The sequence below is a fragment of the Clostridiales bacterium genome, from assembly GCA_017569285.1.
In the GTDB taxonomy this organism is placed as follows: Bacteria; Bacillota; Clostridia; order Christensenellales; family Aristaeellaceae; genus Aristaeella.
Genome location: CP069419.1, coordinates 900,907 through 924,294 on the forward strand (window position 1 = coordinate 900,907; position 23,388 = coordinate 924,294).

The following is a 23,388-nucleotide window of genomic DNA, read 5'->3' on the forward strand; positions in this document are numbered from 1 at the left end:
TTACTTTTTATCAAACAGTGCCCGCCGCTGCGTCGACAGCCGCATCTTCTCCCGCATGCCTTCCCGGTCTCCCGCCGCCAGCATGTCCCGGAACCGGCTGACCTCTGCCAGGAACACGTCCATCTGCTTCAGCAGCGGTTCCCGATTCATCAGGAAAAGCTCGCTCCACATCGCGTCGTTGATCCGCGCGATCCGGGTCAGGTCCCGGAAGGAGTCGCCGGTGTAATCCACCAGGTGTGTGTTGTCCGAGCAGGTCATCAGGCTCACCGCGATCACATGCGTCAACTGCGATACGAAGCCGATCATCTCGTCATGCTGTTCCGGTGTCAGCTCCGCAATGTGGCGGAAGCCCAGGATCCGTCCGAGGCTCCGGCACCATTCAATTGCTTCCGGCGTATTCTTCTCCGTGGGGACCACAATATAGTTCGCGTCCCGGAAAATCCGCTCGTCGCTGTTCTGCACGCCGTACACCTCGCGGCCGGCCATCGGGTGGGCGGCGATAAACTCTACGTCATCCCGCAGCGCCGCCTGGATATCATACACCACGCAGCTCTTCACGCCGGTCACGTCCGTCATCATCAGGCCAGGCTTGAACAGGTGCTGCCAGTCGCGGACCCATTCCAGGAATACGCCGGGGTACAGTGCGAAGATCGCTGCGTCTGCCTCCCGCACGGTCGTTTCGTCCACATGGTCATATCCGCGGTCAATCACGTCATGCTCCAGCGCCCAGCGAATGGCTTCCGGATCCCGGTCAATCGCGCTGACGTGGAATCCCAGCCGCTTCAGTCCCCGGGCATAGCTTCCGCCCATCAGTCCGAGACCGACAATCAGGATATTTTTCCTGCTGATCCATTCCATGGTTCCACCTCCGCCTGTATTCCCAGCGCGGCCAGCCGGTCCCAGTAGTCCGGCAGGCTTTTGCGGACCGCCTCCGCGCCGTCCAGCGTCCCGCCGGTCCTCGCACACACTGCCGCCAGCGCCATCACGATCCGGTGGTCGTTGTGGCCGTCCAGCGGCTCCGCCGGTGCCTCCGGCATCTTGCCGGGAATCAGGATTTCATTTTCCTTATTTTCCAGGATGATACCGAACTTGGCCATTTCTTCCCGCATGGCTTCACCCCGGTCGCTTTCCTTCATCCGCAGTCTCCGGGTTCCGGTCAGCTTAGCGCCGTGGTTCAGCGCCGCGGCGGCAATCAGGGCCGGCGCCAGGTCCGGGCAGTCCGTCAGATCCAGCTCCGGCGTTCCTTTCCGGATCTCCGCCAGGTAGCGGCTGTATACCCGGTCTCCCTGCAGGCTGTCCGTCCGCAGCCCGGTCAGCTCCACTTTCCCGCCTGCGTCATTCAGGATATCCAGGTACGCGGCGTTGGAATAGTCGCCTTCCACCATCGTCTCCCGTGCCCGGTATGCGCCGGCGGGAATGTTCAGGGCATATTCCCCGTCCCATTCCGCTTCAATCCCGGAATCCCGCAGTGCCTGCACCGTCAGGTCCAGGTACGGGCGGCTTTCCAGCGGTGGCAGGATCCCGATCCGGCTGTCCGCACCGGTCAGCGGCAGGGCCAGCATCAGGCCGGAAATAAACTGGCTGCTGATGTCCCCGCGCACGGTATACGCCCCGGACGTCAGCGTCCCGCGCACCCGCAGTCCGCCGTCTTCCCGGACAAATACCATTCCGCGCTCCGCGCAGAGCGCTTCATACACCGTCAGTGGCCGGCTCATCAGTCGCTCGCTGCCGGTAAACCGGATATCTTTTCCGCACAGCAGCGCAGCGGGAATCATAAACCGCAGGGTGCTTCCGCTCTCCCGGCAGGCCAGGAGCGCTTCCCCCGCCTTCCGCGGATCGCATCCGCGGATATATGCTGTTTCTTCTTCGATCCGGACCTCCGCTCCAAGCGCGCGCAGGCAGTCTGCCGTAGCCAGGATATCCTCACTTGCGTCCACATGGCGGATCACGCTTTCACCTTCCGCGAATCCCGCGCAGATCAGCAGGCGGTGGGCCATGGACTTGGAGGGCGGCGCTTCCATCCGGCCCCGGGGATTTCCGGGCTGAATTACCGCCCTCATTTCCCGTCCTCCGTACCGGCAAGGTAGTCCATCGCTTCCAGGTATCCGTCCGTTCCATGGCCGGAGATCGTTTTCTCGCAGGCCGCGCGGATATAGCTCACCTTCCGGAATTCCTCCCGGGCATTCACGTCGGAGATATGTACCTCCACCGCCCGGATGCCGACCGCCTTCATTGCGTCCAGGATGGCAATGCTCGTATGCGTATACGCGCCGGGATTGATCACAATGCCGTCCTCCCGGCCGTAGGCCGACTGGATGGCATCCACCAGCGCGCCTTCATGGTTGGACTGGAAAAGGGTGACCTCAATCCCCCGCTTCTCAGCATGCTCCCGGATCTTCCGGCACAGGCTCTCATAGGTCTCCCGGCCGTAGATATCCGGTTCCCGGATTCCCAGCATATTCAGGTTCGGTCCGTTGATCACCAGGATCCTCATGCGTTCCACCTGCTTTCCGTTTCATCGGCCGTATCCTCTGCGCTGCCCGTCACCGCGATCCGCTCATCCGCGGTCGCACGGTAGATCGGCTCCCGCGCGGCATATAGTGCCGCCATCTTTTCCCGGGAATCCGCCAGCGGCCGGTCATCCGTCGGAACCAGGTCCTCCGGTTTCCGGTCCAGCCATACCAGCCGGCCGTTCCGCCGCAGCGCTTCCACGTTTTCCTCCCGCAGGACGGCTCCGCCGCCCGTGGAGATAATCACCCCGGCGCAGGCCGCCGCCTCACGGATCACTTCGCTCTCCAGGTCCCGGAAATGCTTTTCGCCGTACCGGCGGAAGATCTCCGTGATTTCCATCCCGGCCTTCTCCACAATCATCCGGTCCGTGTCAATCACTTCCCGGCCGGTCCGCGCTCCCAGGATGGACGATACCGCGCTTTTTCCGCTGCCCGGCATCCCGGTCAGTACGATGTTTTCCTTGTCCCGGGCCATCCGGCGGTAAATCTTCTCCGTCAGTCCTTCTTCATACCGGATCCCGCGGAATACCTCCGCTGCCCGGACCGCCTGGGCCACCAGCATGTACAGTCCGCCCTCCGCCGGGATGCCCCGCCGCATGGCGGCCAGCACCAGCTTCGTTCGCAGGGGATTGTAAATCACGTCCACCACGCCCCGCAGTTCCGGGAATCCGGTGATATCCACGGGCATATCCTCCGCTGCCGGGAACATGCCGCACGGCGTAGTATTGATCAGGATTTCCGCATCCCGGTGGTCCCGCAGCGCTTCCTCGTAGGTCACCGCGTCTTCCCGGGCGCTCCGGCTCACCCGGATCACCGGCTCCGCGCCCATGACCTTTGCGGTATACACGGCTGTTTTGCTCGTTCCGCCGGTACCGAGCACCAGCGTCTTCCGGCCCCGGATATCCGGACAGACCCGCGCAATCAGCGCCTGCAGCCCGGCCGCGTCCGTGTTGGTTCCGTACAGGCACCCATCCCGGTTGACGATGGTATTCACCGCGCCGATCTCCCGTGCCGTATCGCTGATTTCATCCAGGTATGGAATCACGTCCTGTTTGTAGGGAATCGTCACATTGATCGCCCGGAACTCCTTCCGGATCATAAATGTTCCCAGGTCCGCCGGCGCGATTTCCCGCAGCTCGTAGTCCTCGCCGCTGATCAGCCGGTGAATCGGCACGGAATAGCTGTGGCCGAGGTGTTCCCCGATCAGTCCGTACTGCATCAGTCTGCTCCTCCCGGCCATTCCGGCCCGAAGCGCGTAACCAGCATGTCGTACAGTACGATTGCCGTCATGCAGTCCGCCACCACGCGGGCCCGGTGCACAATCGCCGGATCATGCCGCCCGCCCGCGGCCAGCGTCGTTTCGCAGTTTTTCGTGATATCCACCGTCTGCTGCTCCTTCCGGATGGTGGGGGTCGGTTTCACCGCGCAGCGGAACAGCACCGGCATTCCGTTGGTGATGCCGCCGTTGATCCCGCCGTTGCGGTTGGTGGCGGTCTCCACCTTTCCGTCCCGCATCACAAACGGATCGTTGGCCTCGCTCCCCCGCATATCCGCGAGTGCGAATCCGTCGCCGAATTCAACGCCCTTCACCGCAGGAATGGAAAACAGCGCATGGGAAAGCACGCCTTCCATCGTGTCGAACCAGGGTTCCCCTACACCTGCGGGCACACCTGTCACCAGCGTTTCCAGCACGCCGCCGACACTGTCGCCTTCCTCTGCCGCGCGTTCCGCCGCGGCGCGCATCTCCTCGCCCCGGGCCTCATCCAGCACGGCAAACTCCATCCGGTTCAGCTTTTCTATGTCCTTCTCCGGCCGGTCCGAAAAACCGGCGTCCGCAATGCCCGCGCACCGGGCGATATGGGTTCCGATCCGGATTCCCTTCCGCTCCAGCGCGTAAGAGAGAACCGCCCCTGCCGCCACCAGCGCCGCGGTAATCCGTCCGCTGAAATGGCCGCCGCCCCGGTAATCCTCAAACCCGCCGTACCGGATATGCCCGGTATAGTCTGCGTGTCCCGGCCGTACCGGTCCGAATGTATAGTCCTGACTCCGGGTGTCCCCGTTCGGAATCAGGATGGTCAGCGGCGTCCCGGTGGTCCGCCCGTTGAAAACCCCGCTCACAATCCGGAAGGGATCCGTTTCCCGCCGCGCGGTGGAAATCTTCCCCGCCGGCCGGCGCAGGCGCAGCTTTTCCGCGATATACGATTCGTCCACCGGAATTCCTGCAACCAGTCCGTCCAGCACGGCGCCGATCTCCGGTCCGTGGCTCTCGCCGAACAGCGTCACCGTCACGTTTCCGCCGAAAGTATTTTTCATGGTGTTCCCCTCCATGCTTCTGTCTTATCCGAACTGGGCTGTATAGCGTTCCCGCAGTTCCTCCGGCGTCATCGGTATGATCCGGCAGCTGCCGGCTTTCTCGCATACAACCGCCATAATCTTTCCGTGATCCGCCTTCTTGTCATGGATTACCGCCGCCATCACGCGGCCGGGATCCGCGCCGCACACGGTCGGCAGCCCGAGCCGTTCCAGCACGGTCTTCAGCCGCGGCCGCACCGCGTCCGAGCACATCGGCAGCATGCCCAGTGCCACGCATTCCCCGTGGTACAGGCCGTTTTCCGCGTGCAGGCTTTCAATTCCGTGCCCCAGTGTATGTCCGAAATTCAGTGCCCGGCGCAGGCCCTGCTCCTTCACGTCTTCTTCCACCACGCGTTTCTTGATCCGCAGGGCGTTCTCGATCAGCCGGTCCGGACGGTCGCCGATCCGGTATCCTTCCGCCAGGGCAAATCCCTCCGCGTCAAAGCACACCGCCATCTTCACTGCTTCCGCCATGCCGTTCGCGACCTGCCGGTCCGGCAGTGTTTCCAGCACCTCCGGATCGATCAGCACCCGCTTCGGCTGGTAAAACGCGCCCACAATATTCTTGATGCCGTCCAGGTCAATCGCGGTCTTTCCGCCGATGGAGGAGTCCACCTGGCTCAGGACCGTCGTGGGAATATTGTAGAAGTCGATTCCCCGCATATAGCACGCCGCGGCAAACCCGGCCATATCGCCGATGACGCCGCCTCCCACGGCTGCCACGCAGTCCTTCCGGGTCATGCCGAAATCCAGCATGGCCCGCAGCAGCCGTTCAAAGCCCGCAAAGTTCTTGTTCTCCTCACCCTGCGGCAGGGTTTCGATCCGTGCTTCCCCGCACTGGTCTGCCACGGTTTTCGCGTATGCTTCCGGCACGCCGTCATCCGTCACCACCAGCACCTTCCGGTCCAGCCGGAGCAGTTCCCCCGCGCGGCGGATGCATCCGCGTTCCAGCACGATATCATAGCTGTCTGTTCCCAGGTTCACGGGAATGATCATGCTTCATCCTCCTGCAGGCTGATTTCCGGCGAGAACCTTCCGGCCACTTTCACTACATTGCAGTGTTCCGCCAGTTCCCGCATCATCTGCTGCCCTTCTTCGCTCCGGTCGTCGCCTTCCATTTCCGCAAAGAAGTAGTACTGCCAGGGCAGCTCCTTCATCGGCCGGGAACGAAGCGCCTTCATATTGAAGCCGTGCCGGCCGATCACGGTAATCGCATTGGCCAGCGCGCCGGCCACGTGGTTCACCGTAAACAGCAGCAGGAAGCTTGTCCCGCCGGAAAGCGGCGTCCGGTTCTCCGCCCGGGAGAACACCGCAAACCGAGTTGCGTTCAGCCCGCTTTCATTAATATTTTTTTCCAGTACCTCCAGCCCGTACAGCCGGGCGGTTTCCATGCTCGCGATCGCCGCTGTGGCGGGATCCCCCTGTTCCATCACCGCCTGGGCTGCCCGCGCTGTGTTGGATGCCTGCACCGTTTCCAGCCCGTGCCGCCGGATATATCCGCCGCACTGGCTCAGCGCCTGGGGATGGCTCACCACCCGCCGGATATTTTCTGCCTTCGCGCCGGGTACGCCCAGCAGGTGGTGGTTCACCGGCAGGGTATAAACGCCTGTCACATGCAGGCTTCCGGTGAACATCAGGTCCGTCACCTGGCCGACCTCGCCGGCATAGCTGTTTTCCAGCGGGAGCACACATACGTCGCATCCGCCGTTTTCCACCTCGCGGTAGGCTTCCGCAAAATCCTGGCAGGATACCGCTTCGCCTTCCGGGAAGATGCGTTTTGCCGCGATATACGCAAACGCGCCTTCCACACCGCTGTAAGCCGCCCGGATTCCCTTCATCAGCCGCCGCTGGTACCCGCGGGAGCAGCTCATCACATTCCGGATAAACAGGTCGTAGTCCGCCTGCAGTTCATCGTTCCGGATATACGCCATGTTCCGTGCGATGACTTCCTGCTCCCGTCCCGCGTCCAGGATCGGCAGTCCGTGTTCCTTCTTCCACAGCGCGATCTGCTTCACGGCCTCCATGCGCTGCTCAAACAGGCGGGCCATCTCCCGGTCCGTTTCGTTGATAATTGCCCGCTGGGCAGTCAGTACTTCCGTGTCCATCGTTCATCCTCCGGTTCAGGTATTAAAAAACCACCGCTCTTCCTACGACAAGAAGCGGTGGATGCTGTCTTTTATTCCGGCTTTCCGGTCTGTCAGCTATCCATCGCGATGCTATAAAAGTAAAAGTAGGAGTATGCGAACATGCTTCATGGTTTCCTTTCCTAAGGGTCTGCATCAGCATACAGCCGGATGCCGCCCCTGTCAATCACTCTCCGGCCGGGCATCCGTTTTTTCTCTGTTTTTCCCGGCCCTTGTCTTTTTTCTTTTGCTTGTGCTATCATACCACATAATGGATTATATTTCCATGAGCCCATCAGAAAGGTGGTATTTTCAGTATGAAAAAAATCCTGTCCCTGGTTCTCGCCCTGGCCATGCTGCTGGGGATTGTCCCTGCGTTCGGCGAAGCTCCCGCCGCCTCCGCGCTTCCCGCTGTCGGTGATACAGTGGAAGGCTTCGAGGTAAAGGAAATCCGCGAATTCGGCCTGATCGGCGCGCAGCTGGTATACTTCGAGCATGCGCAGACCGGCGCGAAACTGCTCTATATCGCCAACAGCGATACAAACCGTGCCTTCCAGCTCACATTTGTCACCCGGATGGAAAATGATATGGGTCTCCCCCATGTCTTTGAGCACGGAACCCTCAGCGGATCGGAAAAATATCCCTCCACGGACCTGTGGTTCAATGTCGCTTACCAGACATACAACACCTACATCAATGCCTATACAACAGATGCCATGACCAGTTTTCCTGTTGCCTCCCTTTCCGAGGAGCAGTTGTTGAAACTGGCGGATCTTTACACGGATTCGTGCCTGAATCCGATGATCATGTCTGATGAAAGCATCTACCGTACCGAAGCCTGGCGCTACGAGATGACGGATCCCGATGCCGATCTGACACTGAATGGCACCGTATATACCGAAATGACAGGCGCCATGGATCTTGGCGAAGCGGCGCTGTATGCCGCCAATAAGGCAACCTTCCCGGGTGCCTCCATCTCTTACAACTATGGCGGCGATCCGGACCATATCCCGGAAATGGTCTGGCAGGACCTCAAGGATTACCACAACAAGTATTATCATCCTTCCAACTGTCTGGCCCTGCTGTACGGTTCCTTCAGCGACTACACCGCGTTCCTGAAACTCCTGAACGAGGCGTTCGCCTCCTTTGACCGCAAGGAAATCAGCCTGGAGGAGAACTATACCCGGATTACTGAACCGGTAACCACCCATGCTGCCTGGCGGATGGCGGAAGGATCCGATCCGGCCAACCAGACAGCAATCTACTACTATATTGTATGCCCCGGCATGCGGGATGACCGTGCACAGGAGCTGCTGATTGACCATGCCTGTGAGCTGCTGGGCGATTCCGCTTCCCCGTTGATGCAGGCCCTGAAGAAAGCCTTCCCGACCGGCTCCTTCAGTATCGGCCGCGAGGTCGCCGCGCCTGATGACGCGATCGTCATCGTCGCCAATGGAGTTAACGACGGCGATGAGAAACAGTTTAAGGCGATTGTTGATGAAAACCTCGCAGCTGCCGCTCAGAACGGCTTCGGTGCGGAACTGGTGGACAATATCGTCACCCTTCTGAAGTTCAACGCCAAGCTCGCCAATGAAAACAGCAGTCCCGTGCAAGGCCTCATGTACCATCTGGCTTATGACTACGCTGTCAGCGGCAATGTGTTCGCCTATGTGGAAAGCTACGAAGCCCTGAACAGTATCGAAGACGAAAACAGCCAGGGGCTCCTGGCCGGTGCTGTACAGAAATGGCTCGTCAATCCTGAACTGTACACGGTCACTGTTACCGTTCCTGCTCCCGGCGAACAGGAAGTCCATGACGCAGCCCTGGCCGCTTCTCTTGCGGAGATCAAGGCTGCCATGACTCCCGAAGAAATTCAGGCAATCATCGATGCCACCAATGCCGAGGATCCCGATGATGACACCACCGCCATGGTGGAGAGCCTGACTGCCGTCAGCCTGGCCACCCTGCCGGAAGAGGTCAAAAAATATGAAATCAAGGACAGCACCGATGAGAGCGGTGTCCGCCGCATTGAAGCAGTATCCGGCGTGGACGGGCTCTCCTACATCATGCTGAATCTGGACGCGATGACACTGCCGCAGGAAGACATCCATTACATGCGGCTCTTCACCCGCCTGCTGGGCAAGATGGATACCGATGCCCATACCTGGGAGGAACTGGATTCCCTGATCTCCCGCTACCTCTATAATGGCACCTTCGGCGTCTTTGTCAGCGGCTATAAAGATACCTTCCATCCCTATATGGTGGCTGAATGGTATTCGCTCGATGAGGACCTGGAAGCAGGCTATAACCTGGCTGAGGAAATCCTGTACCGCACACAGTTCACAGATACCGAAACGCTGCTGAAGCGGATCCAGGACCAGAAGAACTATGTGCGCAACCAGATCAACGGTTCTCCCTACCAGGTACTCCTGTACCGCCAGTGGGGCATCAGTTCCGAACACTATCGCTATTACAGCTACCTGAACTTCCTGGAGTACTATGACTTCCTCACAAAGATCGAAGCTCTCATGGAAGAGAATCCGGACGAGGTCGTTGCCCGCCTGCAGCGGGTCCAGCAGTTCTTCGCCAGCCGTTCCGGTGCCGTTGCGGCCATCGCCGCCAGCGAGGACTCCCTGGCGCTGAACCGTCCGCTGACCGACGCTTTCTTCGCGAAGCTGGACGGAACCGCCCGCGATGCTGTGGAATACAGCCTGCCTGTTCCTGCAAATAAAGAAGCCATCATCGCCGATACCAACGTGCAGTTCAACGGTATCTGCATCAACTGGAAGGATATTGATCCTGAAATCGACGGTGAAGCTTATGATGTTGCCGCCCAGCTTGTGACCGACAGGCTGCTGATTTCAGACCTGCGTGACAAAATGGGTGTCTACACGCCCTGGTGCAGTTCCGGCAATGAAACTTTCTACATCCTGACCTACCGTGATCCCAACCTGGCGGAAACCTTCACCTACTATGACGGGCTGCCGGACCTGATCAACGCCCTGGATGTGGATCAGTCCACAATTGACAAGTATATCCTCAGCACCTATTCCGGCCTTGCACAGCCCGAAGGTGAGATGACCGGGGCAATCTCCGCGCTGAACAATTACATCAACGGCGTGCCGGAAGATCTCAAGCTGCAGAACATGAGGGCCCTCAAGAGCGTCACACCGGAAACCGTAAAGGCATTTGCACTTTCCCTGGCGGATGTTCTGAATTCCGGTATCCGCGGAACGGCCGGCAGCGCTGCGGCGATTAACGCCAACGCCGAAATGTTCGATGTCGTCTACAACCCCTTCAACGCGGTCGACCTGAGCGCCGTCGAATTCGAGGATGTACCGGAAGGGCATGAACAGTATGAGAGCATCCACTTCGCGGTGGATAACAAGTTCATGGCGCCGCTGTCCGATACCGTCTTCGGTGTGGATGAACCCGCGACCGTCGGCGACTTCCTCGCCTCCGTCTACGCGCTCATGGGTGGTCCTGCCGGTGATCCGGAAGGTGCCCGCGCATGGCTGGCCAGCTACGAACTTGTCGATGCAGATGCAGATCTGTCTGCCCCACTGACGGAAGATCTCTTCTGCCTCATCATGCAGGCAATCGGCGTCGGCTACACCACGGACACACCGGACACAGTCGTCCCGCGCGGCGACCTGGCGGATGTGCTCATGCAGGTCAATGAAATGCTGAGCCAGCAGGGTGCGGCGTAAGCACACGAAAAAACCTTGTATATCAACCGTCTGATGTGATATACTGAATTGGTTACTGATACTATTCTGAGACAGGAGGAACCGCTCAAATGCAATACACCAAAGAAGTGGAAGAAATGGTCTGTGTTGCGAAGGGCCCGAATCACGGCCCCGCCCCTATTCCTGAAGAGGGAAAATGGATTCAGGCCAAGGAAATCAAAGACATCTCCGGTTACACCCATGGTATTGGCTGGTGCGCTCCGCAGCAGGGTACCTGCAAGCTGAGCCTCAACGTCAAGAATGGTGTGATTGAGGAAGCCCTCGTCGAAACGATCGGCTGCTCCGGCATGACCCACTCCGCCGCCATGGCCAGTGAAATCCTGCCCGGCAAGACCATCCTCGAAGCCCTCAACACTGACCTGGTTTGCGATGCCATCAACACCGCCATGCGGGAACTGTTCCTGCAGATCGTGTACGGCCGCACCCAGTCCGCTTTCTCCGATGACGGTCTCCGCATCGGCGCCGGCCTGGAAGACCTGGGCAAGGGTCTCCGTTCCATGGTAGGTACCATGTACGGCACCCGCGAAAAGGGAACCCGCTACCTGGAAATGACCGAAGGCTACGTAGTCAAGATGGCCCTCGACAAGGACGATCAGGTCTGCGGCTATCAGTTCCTGAGCCTCGGCAAGATGATGGACGCCATCAAAAAGGGCATGTCTCCGAATGAAGCGTACGAGAAGAACCTCGGCACGTACGGCCGCTTCAAGGCGGAAGACGGCGCGGTCAAGTGGATTGACCCGCGCAAAGAATAAGGGAGGTGTGACGGATGGCTCTGTTTGAAAACTATGAAGGCCGCATGCCTCAGCTGCAGCCTGTCCTGGACAAGTACGGTTTCAAAAACTTCGAAGAAGTCAAAGCTTTCACCAACGGCAAGGGCGTTGACGCCTACACCATCGTGGAGAGCACCCAGCCCATCTGCTTTGAAAACGTAAAGTGGGCATACGAACTGGGCGCTGCCATCGCCATCAAGGAAGGCGCGAAGAACGCTGCGGAAGCCGCCAAGTGGATCGGCACCGCCCTGCAGGCCTTCTGTATCCCCGGTTCTGTTGCGGACCAGCGCCAGGTCGGTATCGGCCACGGCAACCTGGGCGCCATGCTGCTGGATGAGGAAACCGAATGCTTCGCGTTCCTCGCCGGCCACGAATCCTTCGCTGCTGCCGAAGGCGCCATCAAAATCGCGCTGAACGCCAACAAGGTTCGGAAAAAGCCCCTCCGCGTCATCCTGAACGGCCTGGGCAAGGACGCCGCCATGATCATCAGCCGGATCAACGGCTTCACCTACGTGCAGACCAAGTATGACTACCTGTCTGCGGACGTGAAGGAAGACCATGCACTGACCGTCGTCAGCAAGACCGCCTACTCCAACGGAGACCGGGCGAAGGTCAACTGCTATGGCGCGGATGATGTCCGTGAAGGTGTTGCCATCATGTGGCATGAAGGTGCCGATATCTCCATCACCGGCAACTCCACCAACCCCACCCGTTTCCAGCATCCCGTTGCGGGCACCTACAAGAAGGAACGCTGGGAAGCCGGCAAGAAGTACTTCTCCGTGGCTTCCGGCGGCGGCACCGGCCGTACCCTGCATCCCGACAACATGGCCGCCGGCCCTGCCTCCTACGGCATGACCGATACCATGGGCCGTATGCACTCTGACGCGCAGTTCGCCGGTTCCTCTTCCGTGCCTGCCCACGTGGAAATGATGGGTTTCCTCGGCGCCGGCAACAACCCCATGGTGGGTATGACCGTTGCGGTCGCCGTTGCGGTTCAGGAAGCGCTGAACAAGTAATCCCCGTATCCATTCACTCCCGGGTCTCACCCGGGAGTTTTTCTTTTCTCATAATTCACGGTCATACTGCTGTTCGGGTTTGATTGTTCTGCCGGATACACACACAAGGGCTGCGGGGCGCAGCCCCGCCACCAACTAATCCCCATCTCCGAGGGCTGCGGATCGTTACAAGCTTGCTCGGAACTGCGGGACTGTCCTGCTCGTCACGCTCCGCTTCGAAACAGCTTGTAAGAGTCGATAATTGTACACTGATACAACTGGAGTGTGACCACAGGACTGTCCCTGCTGTTTCGAACATTGAACCAGCGTTTCCTGCAGGGTGCGGTGCGAAGCCCCGCCACTATATTCTCCCCGTCCCCGCACCAGCCAGGCAGCACAACTGTATTGCAGCGGTGCGGGGAAGGGGTGCAGGGGAAGAGGTACAGGAGAATGGACTGTTTTTGTTTCATTACGTACTTGCGTATGGCCCTGGAAACGCTTAAAATATTCAGGTAAACTTTATGCGAAAGGGCTGAAACAGCATGGTTCAGCAGAAAACAGTCTGGATCACCGGCGCTTCCAGCGGCCTCGGTCTCCATACTGCCATGGCCTTCCGCGATGACGGCTGGCAGGTCATCGCCGGCGCGCGGAGCTTCGGCAAAGACGGCGTCGGAATTGATGGTATCACCTGCCTTCCGCTGGACGTCACCAGCGAAGATTCCATCCGGGCCTTCTGCGAATCTGCTGCAGCCATCGCTGCTCCGGATGCGCTCGTCCAGTGTGCCGGTATGCTGGTGCTCGGCTCCTGTGAGGAGACGGATCCGGAGGAATTCCGCCGGGTCATCGATACCAATTACCTTGGCATGGTCCGTGTCAACCGGGAAGTGCTCCCCCTGATGCGGGCGCATGGCGGCGGGAAAATCGTCCTCTTCTCCTCAATCAACGGGCTGATGGGTATTCCCTTCCAGAGCGCTTACACCGCAAGCAAGCACGCAATCGAGGGCTATGCGGAATGCCTTTCCATGGAAGTAAAACCCTTTGGCATCCAGGTCATGCTCGTGGAACCGGGCGATCATCGCAGCGGCAGCGACAAGTACCGTCCGCATGCAGCCGCCATGAGCGAAAATTCGCCTTATGCCGCGGCTTATGAAAGCGCTGTCCGGCAGATCCACCATGACGAATCCAATGGTTCCGACCCGGATATTCTCGGGCGGAAGATTGCGAAAACGCTGGACCGGAAACGGATTCCCTTCCGCAGGCGGATTGCCAGTGCCGATCAGCATCTGGCCGTGTATGTGCACCGTTTTCTCGGCGCGCGGATCAATTCCGCCATCCTGCGGAAATACTATATCAGACAGGGGTAACTGATGATGAAACGGCTCTTTTCCCTTATCCTGTGCACAGTGCTGCTCTTCTCCTTTGCCGGTTGCGCCGCAGCTTCTTCCGGCGATACCGAAGTGTCCGTCAGTGAGGATGCTTCCGGCTCCGCGGCACCCGCGGAAGATGAAGCGGTGACCGAAAAGGATGGCTGGCATTTTAATGCCAGAGGCTTCCTGGTCGGAGAAAACCCCGGGGATGAATATCTCCTGGAGGATGAAAAGAACGGCTCCTGGCAGTATGCATCCCCGGACCTGGCCGTCACCATCACCCGGACCCAGGAAACCGTCAAGGTCAAAGCCGGCAAGCGGACGCGGGAGCTCTATATCGTCGATATCCAGGCATCTGAAACCTCTCCCCTGTTCTCCATCATGACTCCGCCGACCAAAAAACGGCCTGCCGGATATAAGAAGAGCAAGCCGATCGACCTGGTCAAGGCAAATCCCGTTGTGCTGGCCGTATCGGATGACTATTACGGTCACCGCATGCAGGGGCGTGACAATGGTTCCGCTAAATGGCCGGATGGCATCATTATCCGGAACGGAGAACTCATCAGCAGCAAAACCCGTACCAACGGAAAGGTCGAATTCCCGCCCCTGGATACCCTTGCGGTTTATCCGGACGGCAGCATGAGGGCAGATCCGATCGGTGAGAAAAATGCCGATGATTTCGCTTCGGAAGGGGCACTCCAGGTATATTCCTTCGGCCCCTGGCTGATCCGGAACGGGGAAATCAACGTCAAAGGGGTGGACAGTTCCAAATCCTATATGTACAATACCGCCCAGTACAGCGATTCCCGCATTGCCATCGGGATGATTGAGCCTTTCCATTACCTGGTTGTCATGGCAAAAGGCCGTCCGGACAATAAGTACATCGGGGTCAACTTCGACATCCTGGCAAATAGAATGCTGGAGTTGGGCTGCACCGAAGCCCTGAACCTGGACGGCGGCGGAACCGCGTGTATCATTTTTAACGGGAAAGTCATTGCCCAGGGCGACAAAACCGTTCGTCCCCTCGGCAGCATGATCGCCTTCGGTAAGAAATAAGCCTGAAATGCAAAGGACCAGCCCGGCCGTTGGCCGGGCTGGTCCTTTATACTTCTGCAGGGAATCACAGCATCTTCAGCACTTCCCGGATGACCCGGAATGCTTTTTCCGCGCTGCGCCTTACATTGGTATTGAAGTCCTCTCCGTTTCCATCAAACGTATCGCTGATGCATTTGATGCTCAGGCACTTCACCCCGCTGCGCTCGCAGGTACGGGCAATCGCGGCAAGCTCCATTTCGCAGATACCGCATCCCGTATTCCGCAGGCGGAGCTTCTCCGCCTTGTCCTCGACGAACTTGTCGGCGCTGGCCACCGCGATCTTCCGGATGCCCGGAATCCGTTCAGTTACCAGCTGCACAAGTTCTGCGTCCAGGGGGATGAATTCATCCGGGTATTCCTCATACTGTCCCGGTTTGACGTTTTCAAACGCGGAGATGTCGAAATCATAGTGGCAGACTTTTTCGGCTACAAAGAGATCCTCCACCTTCAGGTCCGCTTCCAGCGCGCCGGTCACGCCGAAATTCATCACCAGCTCACATCCGCAGTGGACAATCAGCAGCATCGTCGCAGCCGCCGCATCGATTTCCCCGCATCCGGACCGGACCGCGTAGATGTCATGTCCTTCCATCCGGGTTTTGTATATGGTTCTGCCCGCCGCAATTTCTTCCGTCCGCTCTTCCCCGCTCTGCAGGAAAGCTTCCAGTTCCCGGTCCACCGCAATCAGCAGTCCGATTTTCATACGCTTCTCCTTCTCACCGGGATACCGCCCGGATTTGTTTCTGAAAAAGGGGCTGTCGTCTGACAGCCCCTTGAATGGATGGGTTCTTACTTCTGCATCGCGGCGATTTCAGCGGCCAGGTCATCCTTGCGCTTCTCGATGCCTTCGCCCCGTTCAAAGCGGGTGAAGCGGACGATGTCCAGCGCGGCGCCGGCTTCCTTGGCGATCTCCGCCATCAGGCCCTTGATGTTCTTGTCGCCGTCCTTGACGAAGGGCTGCTCAAGCAGGCAGACTTCCTTGTAGTACTTCTCGATCCGGCCTTCGACCATCCGGTCGACGATCTTCTCGGGCTTGCCTTCGTTCAGCGCCTGCGCCCGCAGGATCTCCTTTTCCTTCTCAAGCTTCTCAGTGTCCACTTCTTCACGGCGGACCGCTTCGGGCTTGGCAGCCGCGATCTGCAGCGCCAGGTCATGCGCGAAGGTCTTCACAGCGTCATTCTTGCGGCCGGCTTCATCAGCGGAAACCTCAACCATAACGCCAACCTTGCCGCCCAGGTGGATGTAGGTGGAAACCACACCGGTGGTCTCATACCGGCTGAAACGGCGGACGCTGATCTTCTCGCCGATCGCGACGGTCGCGTCGCTGATCAGGTCGGAGATGGTCTTGCTGTTGTCATCCACGAAGGCCTGCGCCAGCAGGGCGTCCACGTCGGCGGGGTTCGCCAGCGCGACATGCTTCGCGACGTTGTTGGCGAAGCCGATGAAGTTATCGGTCTTGGCCACGAAGTCCGTTTCACAGTTCACCTCGACGATCGCGCCGATGGTGCCTTCTTCGTTCACATACTGGGCAACCACGCCTTCAGCGGCAATGCGGCTGGCCTTCTTGGCGGCCTGGCTCAGTCCCTTTTCACGCAGCCACTCGATGGCCTTTTCCATATCGCCGTCGCTCTCGACCAGCGCTTTCTTGCAGTCCATCATGCCGGCGCTGGTGCGCTCGCGCAGTTCCTTAACCATGGCGGAAGTAATTGCTGCCATTGTAAATCATCCTTTCGTTGTTAGCGTTTGCGCGGAAATCTGTTTCCGGATCAGCGGTCCGTACAGAATCCATTAAGCCTCGGTGGCTTCTTCGGCCTTGGCTTCCTCAGCGGGAGCTTCGGCTTCTTCGGCTTCGTTCTGTTCACCCTGCTTGCCTTCGAGGACGGCGTCCGCCATCTTGCCGGCAATCAGTTTCACGGCGCGGATGGCATCATCGTTGCCGGGGATCACGTAGTCGATTTCATCGGGATCGCAGTTGGTATCAACGATACCCACGATCGGGATACCCAGGATGCGGGCTTCGGTCACGGCGATGTGCTCCTTGCGGGGGTCCACAACGAACAGGGCGCCGGGCAGCTTCTTCATCTCACGGATACCGCCCAGGTTGGTTTCCAGCTTTTCCCGCTCGTGGATCAGCTTGATAACTTCCTTCTTGGGCAGGACGTCGAACTGGCCGTTCTGTTCCATCTTGTCGATCTGGTTCAGCCGTTCGATCCGGGTGCGGATGGTCTTGAAGTTGGTCAGCATGCCGCCCAGCCAGCGGTTGTTGACATAGAACATGTTGCAGCGCTTCGCTTCGCTCTCGATGGATTCCTGCGCCTGCTTCTTGGTGCCGACAAACAGGATGGTCTTGCCTTCCATCGCGATGTCGCGGACGAACGCGTAAGCTTCGTCAACCTTGCGGACGGTCTTCTGCAGGTCGATGATGTAGATGCCGTTGCGTTCGGTGAAGATGTACTGCGCCATCTTCGGGTTCCACCGGCGGGTCTGGTGACCAAAGTGCACGCCGGCTTCCAGGAGCTGTTTCATGGAAATGACTGCCATTAGGGGTTCCCTCCTTGTTATTTTCCACCCTTTTCCCCGTTGCGGCTGGCCACCGCGTCATCGCGGCACAAGCAACCGCAGGGAAAAGGTGCGTAATCGGATGGATTTTAGCATAGAACCCGACCAAAATCAAGGGTTTTCAGCTTTTTGAACGAAATTCCTGTCCGTTTTTTTCCGTACGGCAGAAAATCCCCTCTTCCCGCAGCGGGGAAAAGGGGATTTCTGTGGAATCGTGCAGGAATCAGATCGTGGCCACTGTTTCGCCTTCGATCATCGTTCCTTCCACGGTAACCTGGTGGAACTGGTGTTCATCCGGGTTCTCAATCGCGTCCATCAGCATATTGATTGCCTCTTCCGCGATCTTCTGCACGTTCTGCCGGTAGGTTGCCAGCTTCGGCTGGATCAGCTGGCCGATATTGATACCGTCATAGCCGATCAGGCTGATATCGTCCGGAACGTGGATTCCTTCGCTCTCCAGCGCCAGCACGGCGCCCAGGCAGCTGTAATCGTCCGGGCAGAGAATGCAGGTCGGACGGTCTTCCATCTGCATCATCTTGTGAATGAGCTCCACGCAGTTTTCCGGATTGGCGAACAGGCCTTCCCGGACAAATCCTTCCTTCACCCGGATACCGAGTTCCGCGCATACCTTGTAGAAACCGGCCAGCCGTTCCCGGCTTACGGATCCGATTTCACCGTGGATCATGGCGATCCGGCGGTGTCCCTGTCCCCACGCGTAGCGGACAATCCGTTCCATGCTCGCCCGGTTGTCGCTGGATACGCAGTCGCAGCCTTCATAGAAATGGTCGATGATTACCGACGGAATCGCGCTGGTGACCAGGCGGATGACGTTGGAGGAATCAAAATCCGCGGAGATCACCGCGACGCCGTCCAGGTTCCGGCGGCGGACGTGTTCAAAGTAATTGCCGCTCTTGTCGCCACGCCAGTCGCCGATCATCATCAGGTCATAACCCCGCATATCGGCCTGCCGGCGCAGCGCCTCCAGCACGGAACTGAAGTATTCATGCGTCATTACGTTTTCATACAGGACGCCGATCGTGTTGCTGCGGCTGGTTTTCAGCGTCCGGGCTGCAACGTTGGGATAGTATCCCATTTCCTTGGCAGTCCGGAGAATATAGGCGGTCCGTTCCCGGTTTTCATTGGTCAGGCCGTTCAGTGCGCGGGAAACTGTTGCAACGGAGACCCCGCATACCTCCGCGATGTCCTTTAATCGAACCATCAGTCAAAACCCCTTTCCGGTCGTTATGAAATTGAAAACAGAACGTAACGAACGCAATCGATTTCATTTGCAGTTTATCTCATTTTTTGCAATATGTCAACAATGAATTTGAAAATCATGAAATTATTTTCGTTTTTGCATTTTATGTAACTGCCAAAAAATCAGGAAGGCCGGCGCGGCAATGCTGCTCCCGGCCTTGTCCTGCATACATTTCAGGCGATTCTCACTTTCCGGCGAAGATAATATCATCCCGCAGGCGGTAAATCGTTGCGCCGCGTTTTTTCTTGCAAAAAGCGTCCGCCCACCATTCAATGGACTCCGATTCGTCAAACTGCACCTTTCCGTACCGTTCGCCGTTGATCTTCTTGCCCACCATATTGCTGTCCATCCAGCGGACGGTATCGGTGTCCGGATCGTAATCGGCGATCATGATGGCGCTGTGCGCGCCGTTTCCGTGGGAATATTCCGCCGTCATCTGGAAGAAATCCCCCCGTCGGACCTGGCGCATGAATTCCATGGCTTTTTCCATATTCTCATCCTTCGTCAGGCTCGTATCGTACAGGAATTGTGCGGCGATCTCAAAGGGGTTTCCCTCGGAGGCCGGCACTTCCTTCCAGGCATATCCGTACGCGTACGGCCGGCACTCAGCCGACGGCAGGTTGTCCGGTATTTTCAGCTTTACGTCGGGGTATTCCGCCATGCGGTATCCGTCCCGGGTGGAGCGGAACAGGTATACCGTAAAGTTTTTGCAGATGTAGATGTCTTCCTTATATTGGGCGCGCTGCAGCTTCCCCCGGGTCTTATCAAACTCTTTTTTCCCCCGCTCGATAATATCATCGATAAACGCGGTCCGGGCAGGGTTTTCCGCTTCCGGTTCCGCTTGCGCTTCCGGTTCCGCGGGTTCTTCTTCGTCGCTGAAAAGCTCCGAAAACCAGTCTTCATCCGTTGTGTCTTCCAGGATGATTTCCTCGATTTCAAGCTCCGTTTCATCCGCTCCGGCTGCGGCTGCTTTGGGTGCGGGCAGCAGGAACAGAACCGCCAGGATCAGTGCGGTAATGGAAACCCATCCGGGCTGCCGGTTCATTCTGCTTCGCCTCCGTTTCAGTCGTTCATTGCTATTGTACTGCGGTTCTCCGGAAAATGGAACTGTTTTCATTGGGTTGATGTCTTTTTTCCGCCCTTTCCATTGAAATTGTATGCACAACGTCAAAAACATGATATAATAAACTGATGCGGATTTGCATCGGGGCGCATAATTGATTATATATACGCTATTATTTATGCTCCGGCCTTTCCGCAAAAACGCTCAATCCGAAATCCGAAAGGAGAGACCCATGAGCAATAAGGATACCCTGACTGTCACTGCGCGGATCGCGGCTGACAAAACGTTTGCTGCACTCTTTGACACAATCCGGGAGCACGGCGATGCACCGGCCGCATACTGGCTGAAGGGCGAGGAGGAGCTCTCCATGACCTATGCGGAAATGTGCCGCCGGGCAGACGATTTCGCATCCTTCCTGGGTTCCCTGGCGCCGGACTCCGGCTGGATCGCCATCGCGGTGGATACCTGCCGTGACTGGCCCACCCTCTTCTGGGGTGTGCTCCGTTCCGGGCACAACGTGCTGCTGCTCGACTCTGCTGCGCCGGATGCGCAGATCCAGGGCCTGCTCGATGAAGCCGGGTGCAAGGTCATCATCTCCAAGAAACCCCGCGGCCTGGCCGGCAACGTCCGCCAGCTGGATTTCAAGGCGATCATGGACGCGCCCCGCACCATCGGGTTTACCCCCGTCTGGGGCGAATACGTCGCCATGTGCACCAGCGGCACCACCGGCCGCAGCCGGATCTTCGCCTATTCCGGTGAAGCCGTCTGCGAACAGGCCCTCGCTTCCGTGGATATTTTCCGGCGGAACAGCCGTGTGATTCATGAGGAGAACCACGGCCGGAAAGCGCTGGCCTTCCTGCCGCTGCACCATGTGCTCGGCTTCATGGCCAACATCGTCCTGGTTCAGTCCCTGGGCGCAGCCAATGTGTTCCTGCCGGACCGCACGCCGAACTCCATCCTCAATGTATGCCGTCACTTCCCGCCGAATCTGCTCATCGTTGTGCCGCTGGTGGGCAACAGCCTTGTCAAATCCATCGACAAGACCCTGAAAAAGGAAAAGCCTGCCCGCCGTGCGATGTTCAAGGTGCTGAACACGGTCTCCATGGGTCTCCAGCGCATCGCGCCGACTGCCGGCCTCAATCTTGCGCAGAAGAAGCTCTTCGCCCCGGTCAACAGCCGCCTGCTGGGTACCGAGGTGGACGCTGTCATTCTCGGCGGCAGCCACACCCCCATCGAAACCCTGCGTGCCCTGAACGCGCTGGGCTACTATACCATCAACGGCTTCGGCATGACTGAAACCGCCATTGACGGTTTTGAAACCTCCATGAGCCTGAAAAAGCGTCTCTGCGGTTCTGTCGGCCAGTCCCTCGGCGCTGCCGAGTACCGGATTGTCCCGCAGGAAGGTGCCTCGGACAACAGCGGTGAGCTGCAGATCCGCGGCGGGGTCATCCATTCCGGCCGGGTCGTAAAGGGTGAAATCCTCCCACCGGATACGCTGGAGGACGGCTGGTTCCCCACCGGGGACGTGGCCTCCATCGATGCTTCCGGCCGGGTCTATATCCGTGGCCGCCTCAAGGACGTCATCATCAACGAGTCCGGCGAAAATGTCTATCCGGACGACCTGGAAGACGCCTTCTCCTCCCTTTCCGGTGTGGAACAGTTCTGCGTCGTCGGATTCCGGCGCAACAAGCGGGATAACAACGAGGATGTTGTGCTTGTGCTGAACGTCGGCGAAAACTACACCGACAGTGCCTACCTGAACACATTGGCCGGCAAAGTGGCCGCCGCCAATTCCCGCCTGCCGCTCTTTGCCCAGCTGGACCGCGTGCTTGTCACGCCCACGCCCCTGCCGATGGTGAACGGCATCAAGGTCCGCCGTCTTGAACTTAAGCGGATGTATGACGAGAAGGAACTCATCTACCGTGAGCTGGACCTCAGCTCCGCAAGCGTCGGTTCCGAAGTCGGCGCCGTCCGGAAGGATTCCACGGGAACCACGGCCGTCCGGGAGGATATCCGCCATAAGGTCCGCGCCATGTATGCCGAAGCGCTGGATATGCCGGAAAGTGAAATCAGCGATACCGCCAATTTCATTGAGGACCTCCAGGGCGACAGCCTGCAGGTGCTCAGCATTGCCCTGAAAGCCGAAGAGGAATGGGGCATCACGATCCCTGCTGAGGAATACGGCCAGTGCGCCACCGTGGACAGCATGTCCCGCGTGGTGGAGTCCCTGCTGAACGGTTCTGCCGCCAGCGACAAGCCGGCGGAACGCGTTCCGCTCCGGCCGATCACCCGCTTTGAGGATACGCCCGAATACCTGCATTTCCTGGAACGCCAGAAGGCGCTCGTCGGCAACGGCGACAATCCCTATTTCGTGGCGCATGAATCCCCGCTGCTGGATACCGGCATCGTGGATGGCAAGGAAATCCTCGAGTTCGGCAGCTACAACTACGTTGGAATGTCCGGCCGGAAGGAAGTCAAGGATGCCGCGAAGGCCGCCATCGACAAATACGGCACCTCCGCCAGCGGCAGCCGCCTGCTGGCCGGTGAAAAGCAGGTCCACAAGGACCTTGAACGGGAAATCGCCGACTGGAAGCATACCGAGGACGCGATTGTCTGCGTCGGCGGCCACTCCACCAACGTCACCTTCGTTGGCAACTTCTGCGGCAAGAATGACCTGATCCTGTATGATGCGCTGGCACACAACTCCATCGAGCAGGGCTGCAAGCTCAGCGATGCCACCGCGCGTCCCTTCCCGCACAGCGATATTGCCGCCCTGGAAGCGATTCTGCGGAGCCAGCGTGCGTATTATGAGAAGGTCCTCATCGTCATTGAAGGCGCCTACAGCATGGACGGCGACATTGCCCCCGTGCCGGACTTCGTCCGTGTGAAGAAGGAATACGGCTGCTTCCTCATGGTCGACGAAGCGCACAGCGCCTGCGTCATCGGCAAAACCGGCGGCGGTGTGGACGAATACTTCGGCCTCGACGGAAACGACATCGATATCAAATACGGCACCCTGTCCAAGGGCCTGGGCACCTGTGGCGGCTACCTGGCCGGCAAAAAGTGCCTGATTGATTACCTGCGGTACAACATGCCCGGCTTCGTCTTCAGCGTCGGTATCTCCCCGGCCCTGGCCGCCGGTTCCCTGGCTGCCATCCGTACCCTCCGGACCCATCCGGAGATCATGGAGCACCTGCGCACCGCCATCAAGGCGTTCGCGGACAGTGCGCGCCGCCGCCACCTGGATATCTGCCTGGCCGGTGAAACCGCGGTCCTGCCCGTCCTGGTCGGCAAGGACGAGGATGCCTGGCTCCTGTCCAACGAACTGAAAAAGCGGGGCGTCAGTGTGCCCCCCGCCATGTATCCCGCCGTTCCCAAGGGCAAGGCCCGCCTGCGCTTCTGCGTCATCAGCGAGCATAAGCCCGAGCAGATCGAGCGCGCGCTGGATATCCTCGAATCCACGGCCCGGGAGTTCGGCATCGAACTGCCCCGCCGCAACTACGACTGATATCCCGGTTATACGAATGCCGGCAGGATTTCTTCCTGCCGG

Annotated in this window: 18 protein-coding genes; 6 read left to right on the forward strand and 12 right to left on the reverse strand. The window is 58.8% G+C overall.

From position 1 onward, the window contains the following. From JNO48_03945 to JNO48_03975, 7 genes are read right to left on the reverse strand one after another with little or no spacing between them, the layout of a single operon-like run. Positions 1 to 858 carry a prephenate dehydrogenase gene (locus tag JNO48_03945; GenBank protein QTE69676.2) on the reverse strand — a complete coding sequence of 286 codons (858 nt, stop codon included), beginning with the start codon at positions 856 to 858 and terminating at the stop codon, positions 1 to 3. Beyond that, positions 828 to 2,060 carry a 3-phosphoshikimate 1-carboxyvinyltransferase gene (locus JNO48_03950; protein QTE69062.1) on the reverse strand — a complete coding sequence of 411 codons (1,233 nt, stop codon included), beginning with the start codon at positions 2,058 to 2,060 and terminating at the stop codon, positions 828 to 830. Before JNO48_03950 ends, JNO48_03945 begins: the two co-directional genes overlap by 31 nt. Further along, positions 2,057 to 2,494, reverse strand: coding sequence for a type II 3-dehydroquinate dehydratase (gene aroQ / locus JNO48_03955; GenBank protein QTE69063.1), 438 nt, complete (start codon positions 2,492 to 2,494; stop codon positions 2,057 to 2,059). The genes JNO48_03950 and aroQ overlap by 4 nt, the downstream gene beginning before the upstream one ends. Further along, a complete protein-coding gene (locus tag JNO48_03960; protein ID QTE69064.1) occupies positions 2,491 to 3,729 on the reverse strand; it encodes a shikimate dehydrogenase in 1,239 nt (412 codons plus the stop codon). The genes aroQ and JNO48_03960 overlap by 4 nt, the downstream gene beginning before the upstream one ends. Further along, complete coding sequence (aroC, locus tag JNO48_03965; protein ID QTE69065.1) at positions 3,729 to 4,823, reverse strand: chorismate synthase; 1,095 nt, start codon at positions 4,821 to 4,823, stop codon at positions 3,729 to 3,731. Before aroC ends, JNO48_03960 begins: the two co-directional genes overlap by 1 nt. Positions 4,824 to 4,847: 24 nt before the next feature. Next, the gene (locus JNO48_03970; GenBank protein QTE69066.1) at positions 4,848 to 5,858 is read right to left on the reverse strand and encodes a 3-dehydroquinate synthase; all 1,011 of its coding nucleotides are present in this window, start codon (positions 5,856 to 5,858) and stop codon (positions 4,848 to 4,850) included. Beyond that, entirely contained in the window at positions 5,855 to 6,967 is a 1,113-nt protein-coding gene (locus JNO48_03975) for a chorismate mutase (GenBank protein ID QTE69067.1), read from the reverse strand. Before JNO48_03975 ends, JNO48_03970 begins: the two co-directional genes overlap by 4 nt. Positions 6,968 to 7,302: 335 nt before the next feature. Here JNO48_03975 and JNO48_03980 point away from each other — a divergent pair, with 335 nt between their 5' ends. The 5 genes from JNO48_03980 to JNO48_04000 all read left to right on the forward strand — a co-directional run bounded on the left by JNO48_03980 (position 7,303) and on the right by JNO48_04000 (position 14,922). Next, positions 7,303 to 10,695 carry an insulinase family protein gene (locus tag JNO48_03980; GenBank protein QTE69068.1) on the forward strand — a complete coding sequence of 1,131 codons (3,393 nt, stop codon included), beginning with the start codon at positions 7,303 to 7,305 and terminating at the stop codon, positions 10,693 to 10,695. Between the two features lie 89 nt (positions 10,696 to 10,784). Beyond that, positions 10,785 to 11,486 (forward strand): hypothetical protein, encoded by a 702-nt coding sequence (locus tag JNO48_03985; GenBank protein QTE69069.1) that lies wholly within the window; start codon positions 10,785 to 10,787, stop codon positions 11,484 to 11,486. A gap of 14 nt (positions 11,487 to 11,500) precedes the next feature. Then, positions 11,501 to 12,520 carry a GGGtGRT protein gene (locus tag JNO48_03990; GenBank protein ID QTE69070.1) on the forward strand — a complete coding sequence of 340 codons (1,020 nt, stop codon included), beginning with the start codon at positions 11,501 to 11,503 and terminating at the stop codon, positions 12,518 to 12,520. Positions 12,521 to 13,041: 521 nt separating this feature from the next. Beyond that, positions 13,042 to 13,863: an SDR family oxidoreductase gene (locus JNO48_03995; GenBank protein ID QTE69071.1), complete on the forward strand. Its 822-nt coding sequence runs from the start codon at positions 13,042 to 13,044 to the stop codon at positions 13,861 to 13,863. Positions 13,864 to 13,866: 3 nt separating this feature from the next. Then, positions 13,867 to 14,922 carry a phosphodiester glycosidase family protein gene (locus JNO48_04000; GenBank protein QTE69072.1) on the forward strand — a complete coding sequence of 352 codons (1,056 nt, stop codon included), beginning with the start codon at positions 13,867 to 13,869 and terminating at the stop codon, positions 14,920 to 14,922. A 64-nt stretch (positions 14,923 to 14,986) separates the two neighbouring features. On the opposite strand, the gene mtnN is transcribed toward JNO48_04000, so the two are convergent. The 5 genes from mtnN to JNO48_04025 all read right to left on the reverse strand — a co-directional run bounded on the left by mtnN (position 14,987) and on the right by JNO48_04025 (position 19,820). Beyond that, a complete protein-coding gene (gene mtnN / locus JNO48_04005; protein QTE69073.1) occupies positions 14,987 to 15,661 on the reverse strand; it encodes a 5'-methylthioadenosine/S-adenosylhomocysteine nucleosidase in 675 nt (224 codons plus the stop codon). A gap of 86 nt (positions 15,662 to 15,747) precedes the next feature. Next, positions 15,748 to 16,674 carry an elongation factor Ts gene (locus tag JNO48_04010; protein QTE69074.1) on the reverse strand — a complete coding sequence of 309 codons (927 nt, stop codon included), beginning with the start codon at positions 16,672 to 16,674 and terminating at the stop codon, positions 15,748 to 15,750. A 72-nt stretch (positions 16,675 to 16,746) separates the two neighbouring features. Next, a complete protein-coding gene (rpsB, locus tag JNO48_04015) occupies positions 16,747 to 17,499 on the reverse strand; it encodes a 30S ribosomal protein S2 (protein QTE69075.1) in 753 nt (250 codons plus the stop codon). Positions 17,500 to 17,740: 241 nt separating this feature from the next. Beyond that, complete coding sequence (locus tag JNO48_04020; GenBank protein ID QTE69076.1) at positions 17,741 to 18,736, reverse strand: LacI family DNA-binding transcriptional regulator; 996 nt, start codon at positions 18,734 to 18,736, stop codon at positions 17,741 to 17,743. Between the two features lie 223 nt (positions 18,737 to 18,959). Then, a complete protein-coding gene (locus JNO48_04025) occupies positions 18,960 to 19,820 on the reverse strand; it encodes a hypothetical protein (GenBank protein ID QTE69077.1) in 861 nt (286 codons plus the stop codon). 250 nt (positions 19,821 to 20,070) lie between these two features. On the opposite strand from JNO48_04025, the gene JNO48_04030 reads away from it, so the two are divergent. Next, positions 20,071 to 23,346 (forward strand): aminotransferase class I/II-fold pyridoxal phosphate-dependent enzyme, encoded by a 3,276-nt coding sequence (locus tag JNO48_04030; protein QTE69078.1) that lies wholly within the window; start codon positions 20,071 to 20,073, stop codon positions 23,344 to 23,346. Positions 23,347 to 23,388: the final 42 nt, after the last annotated feature.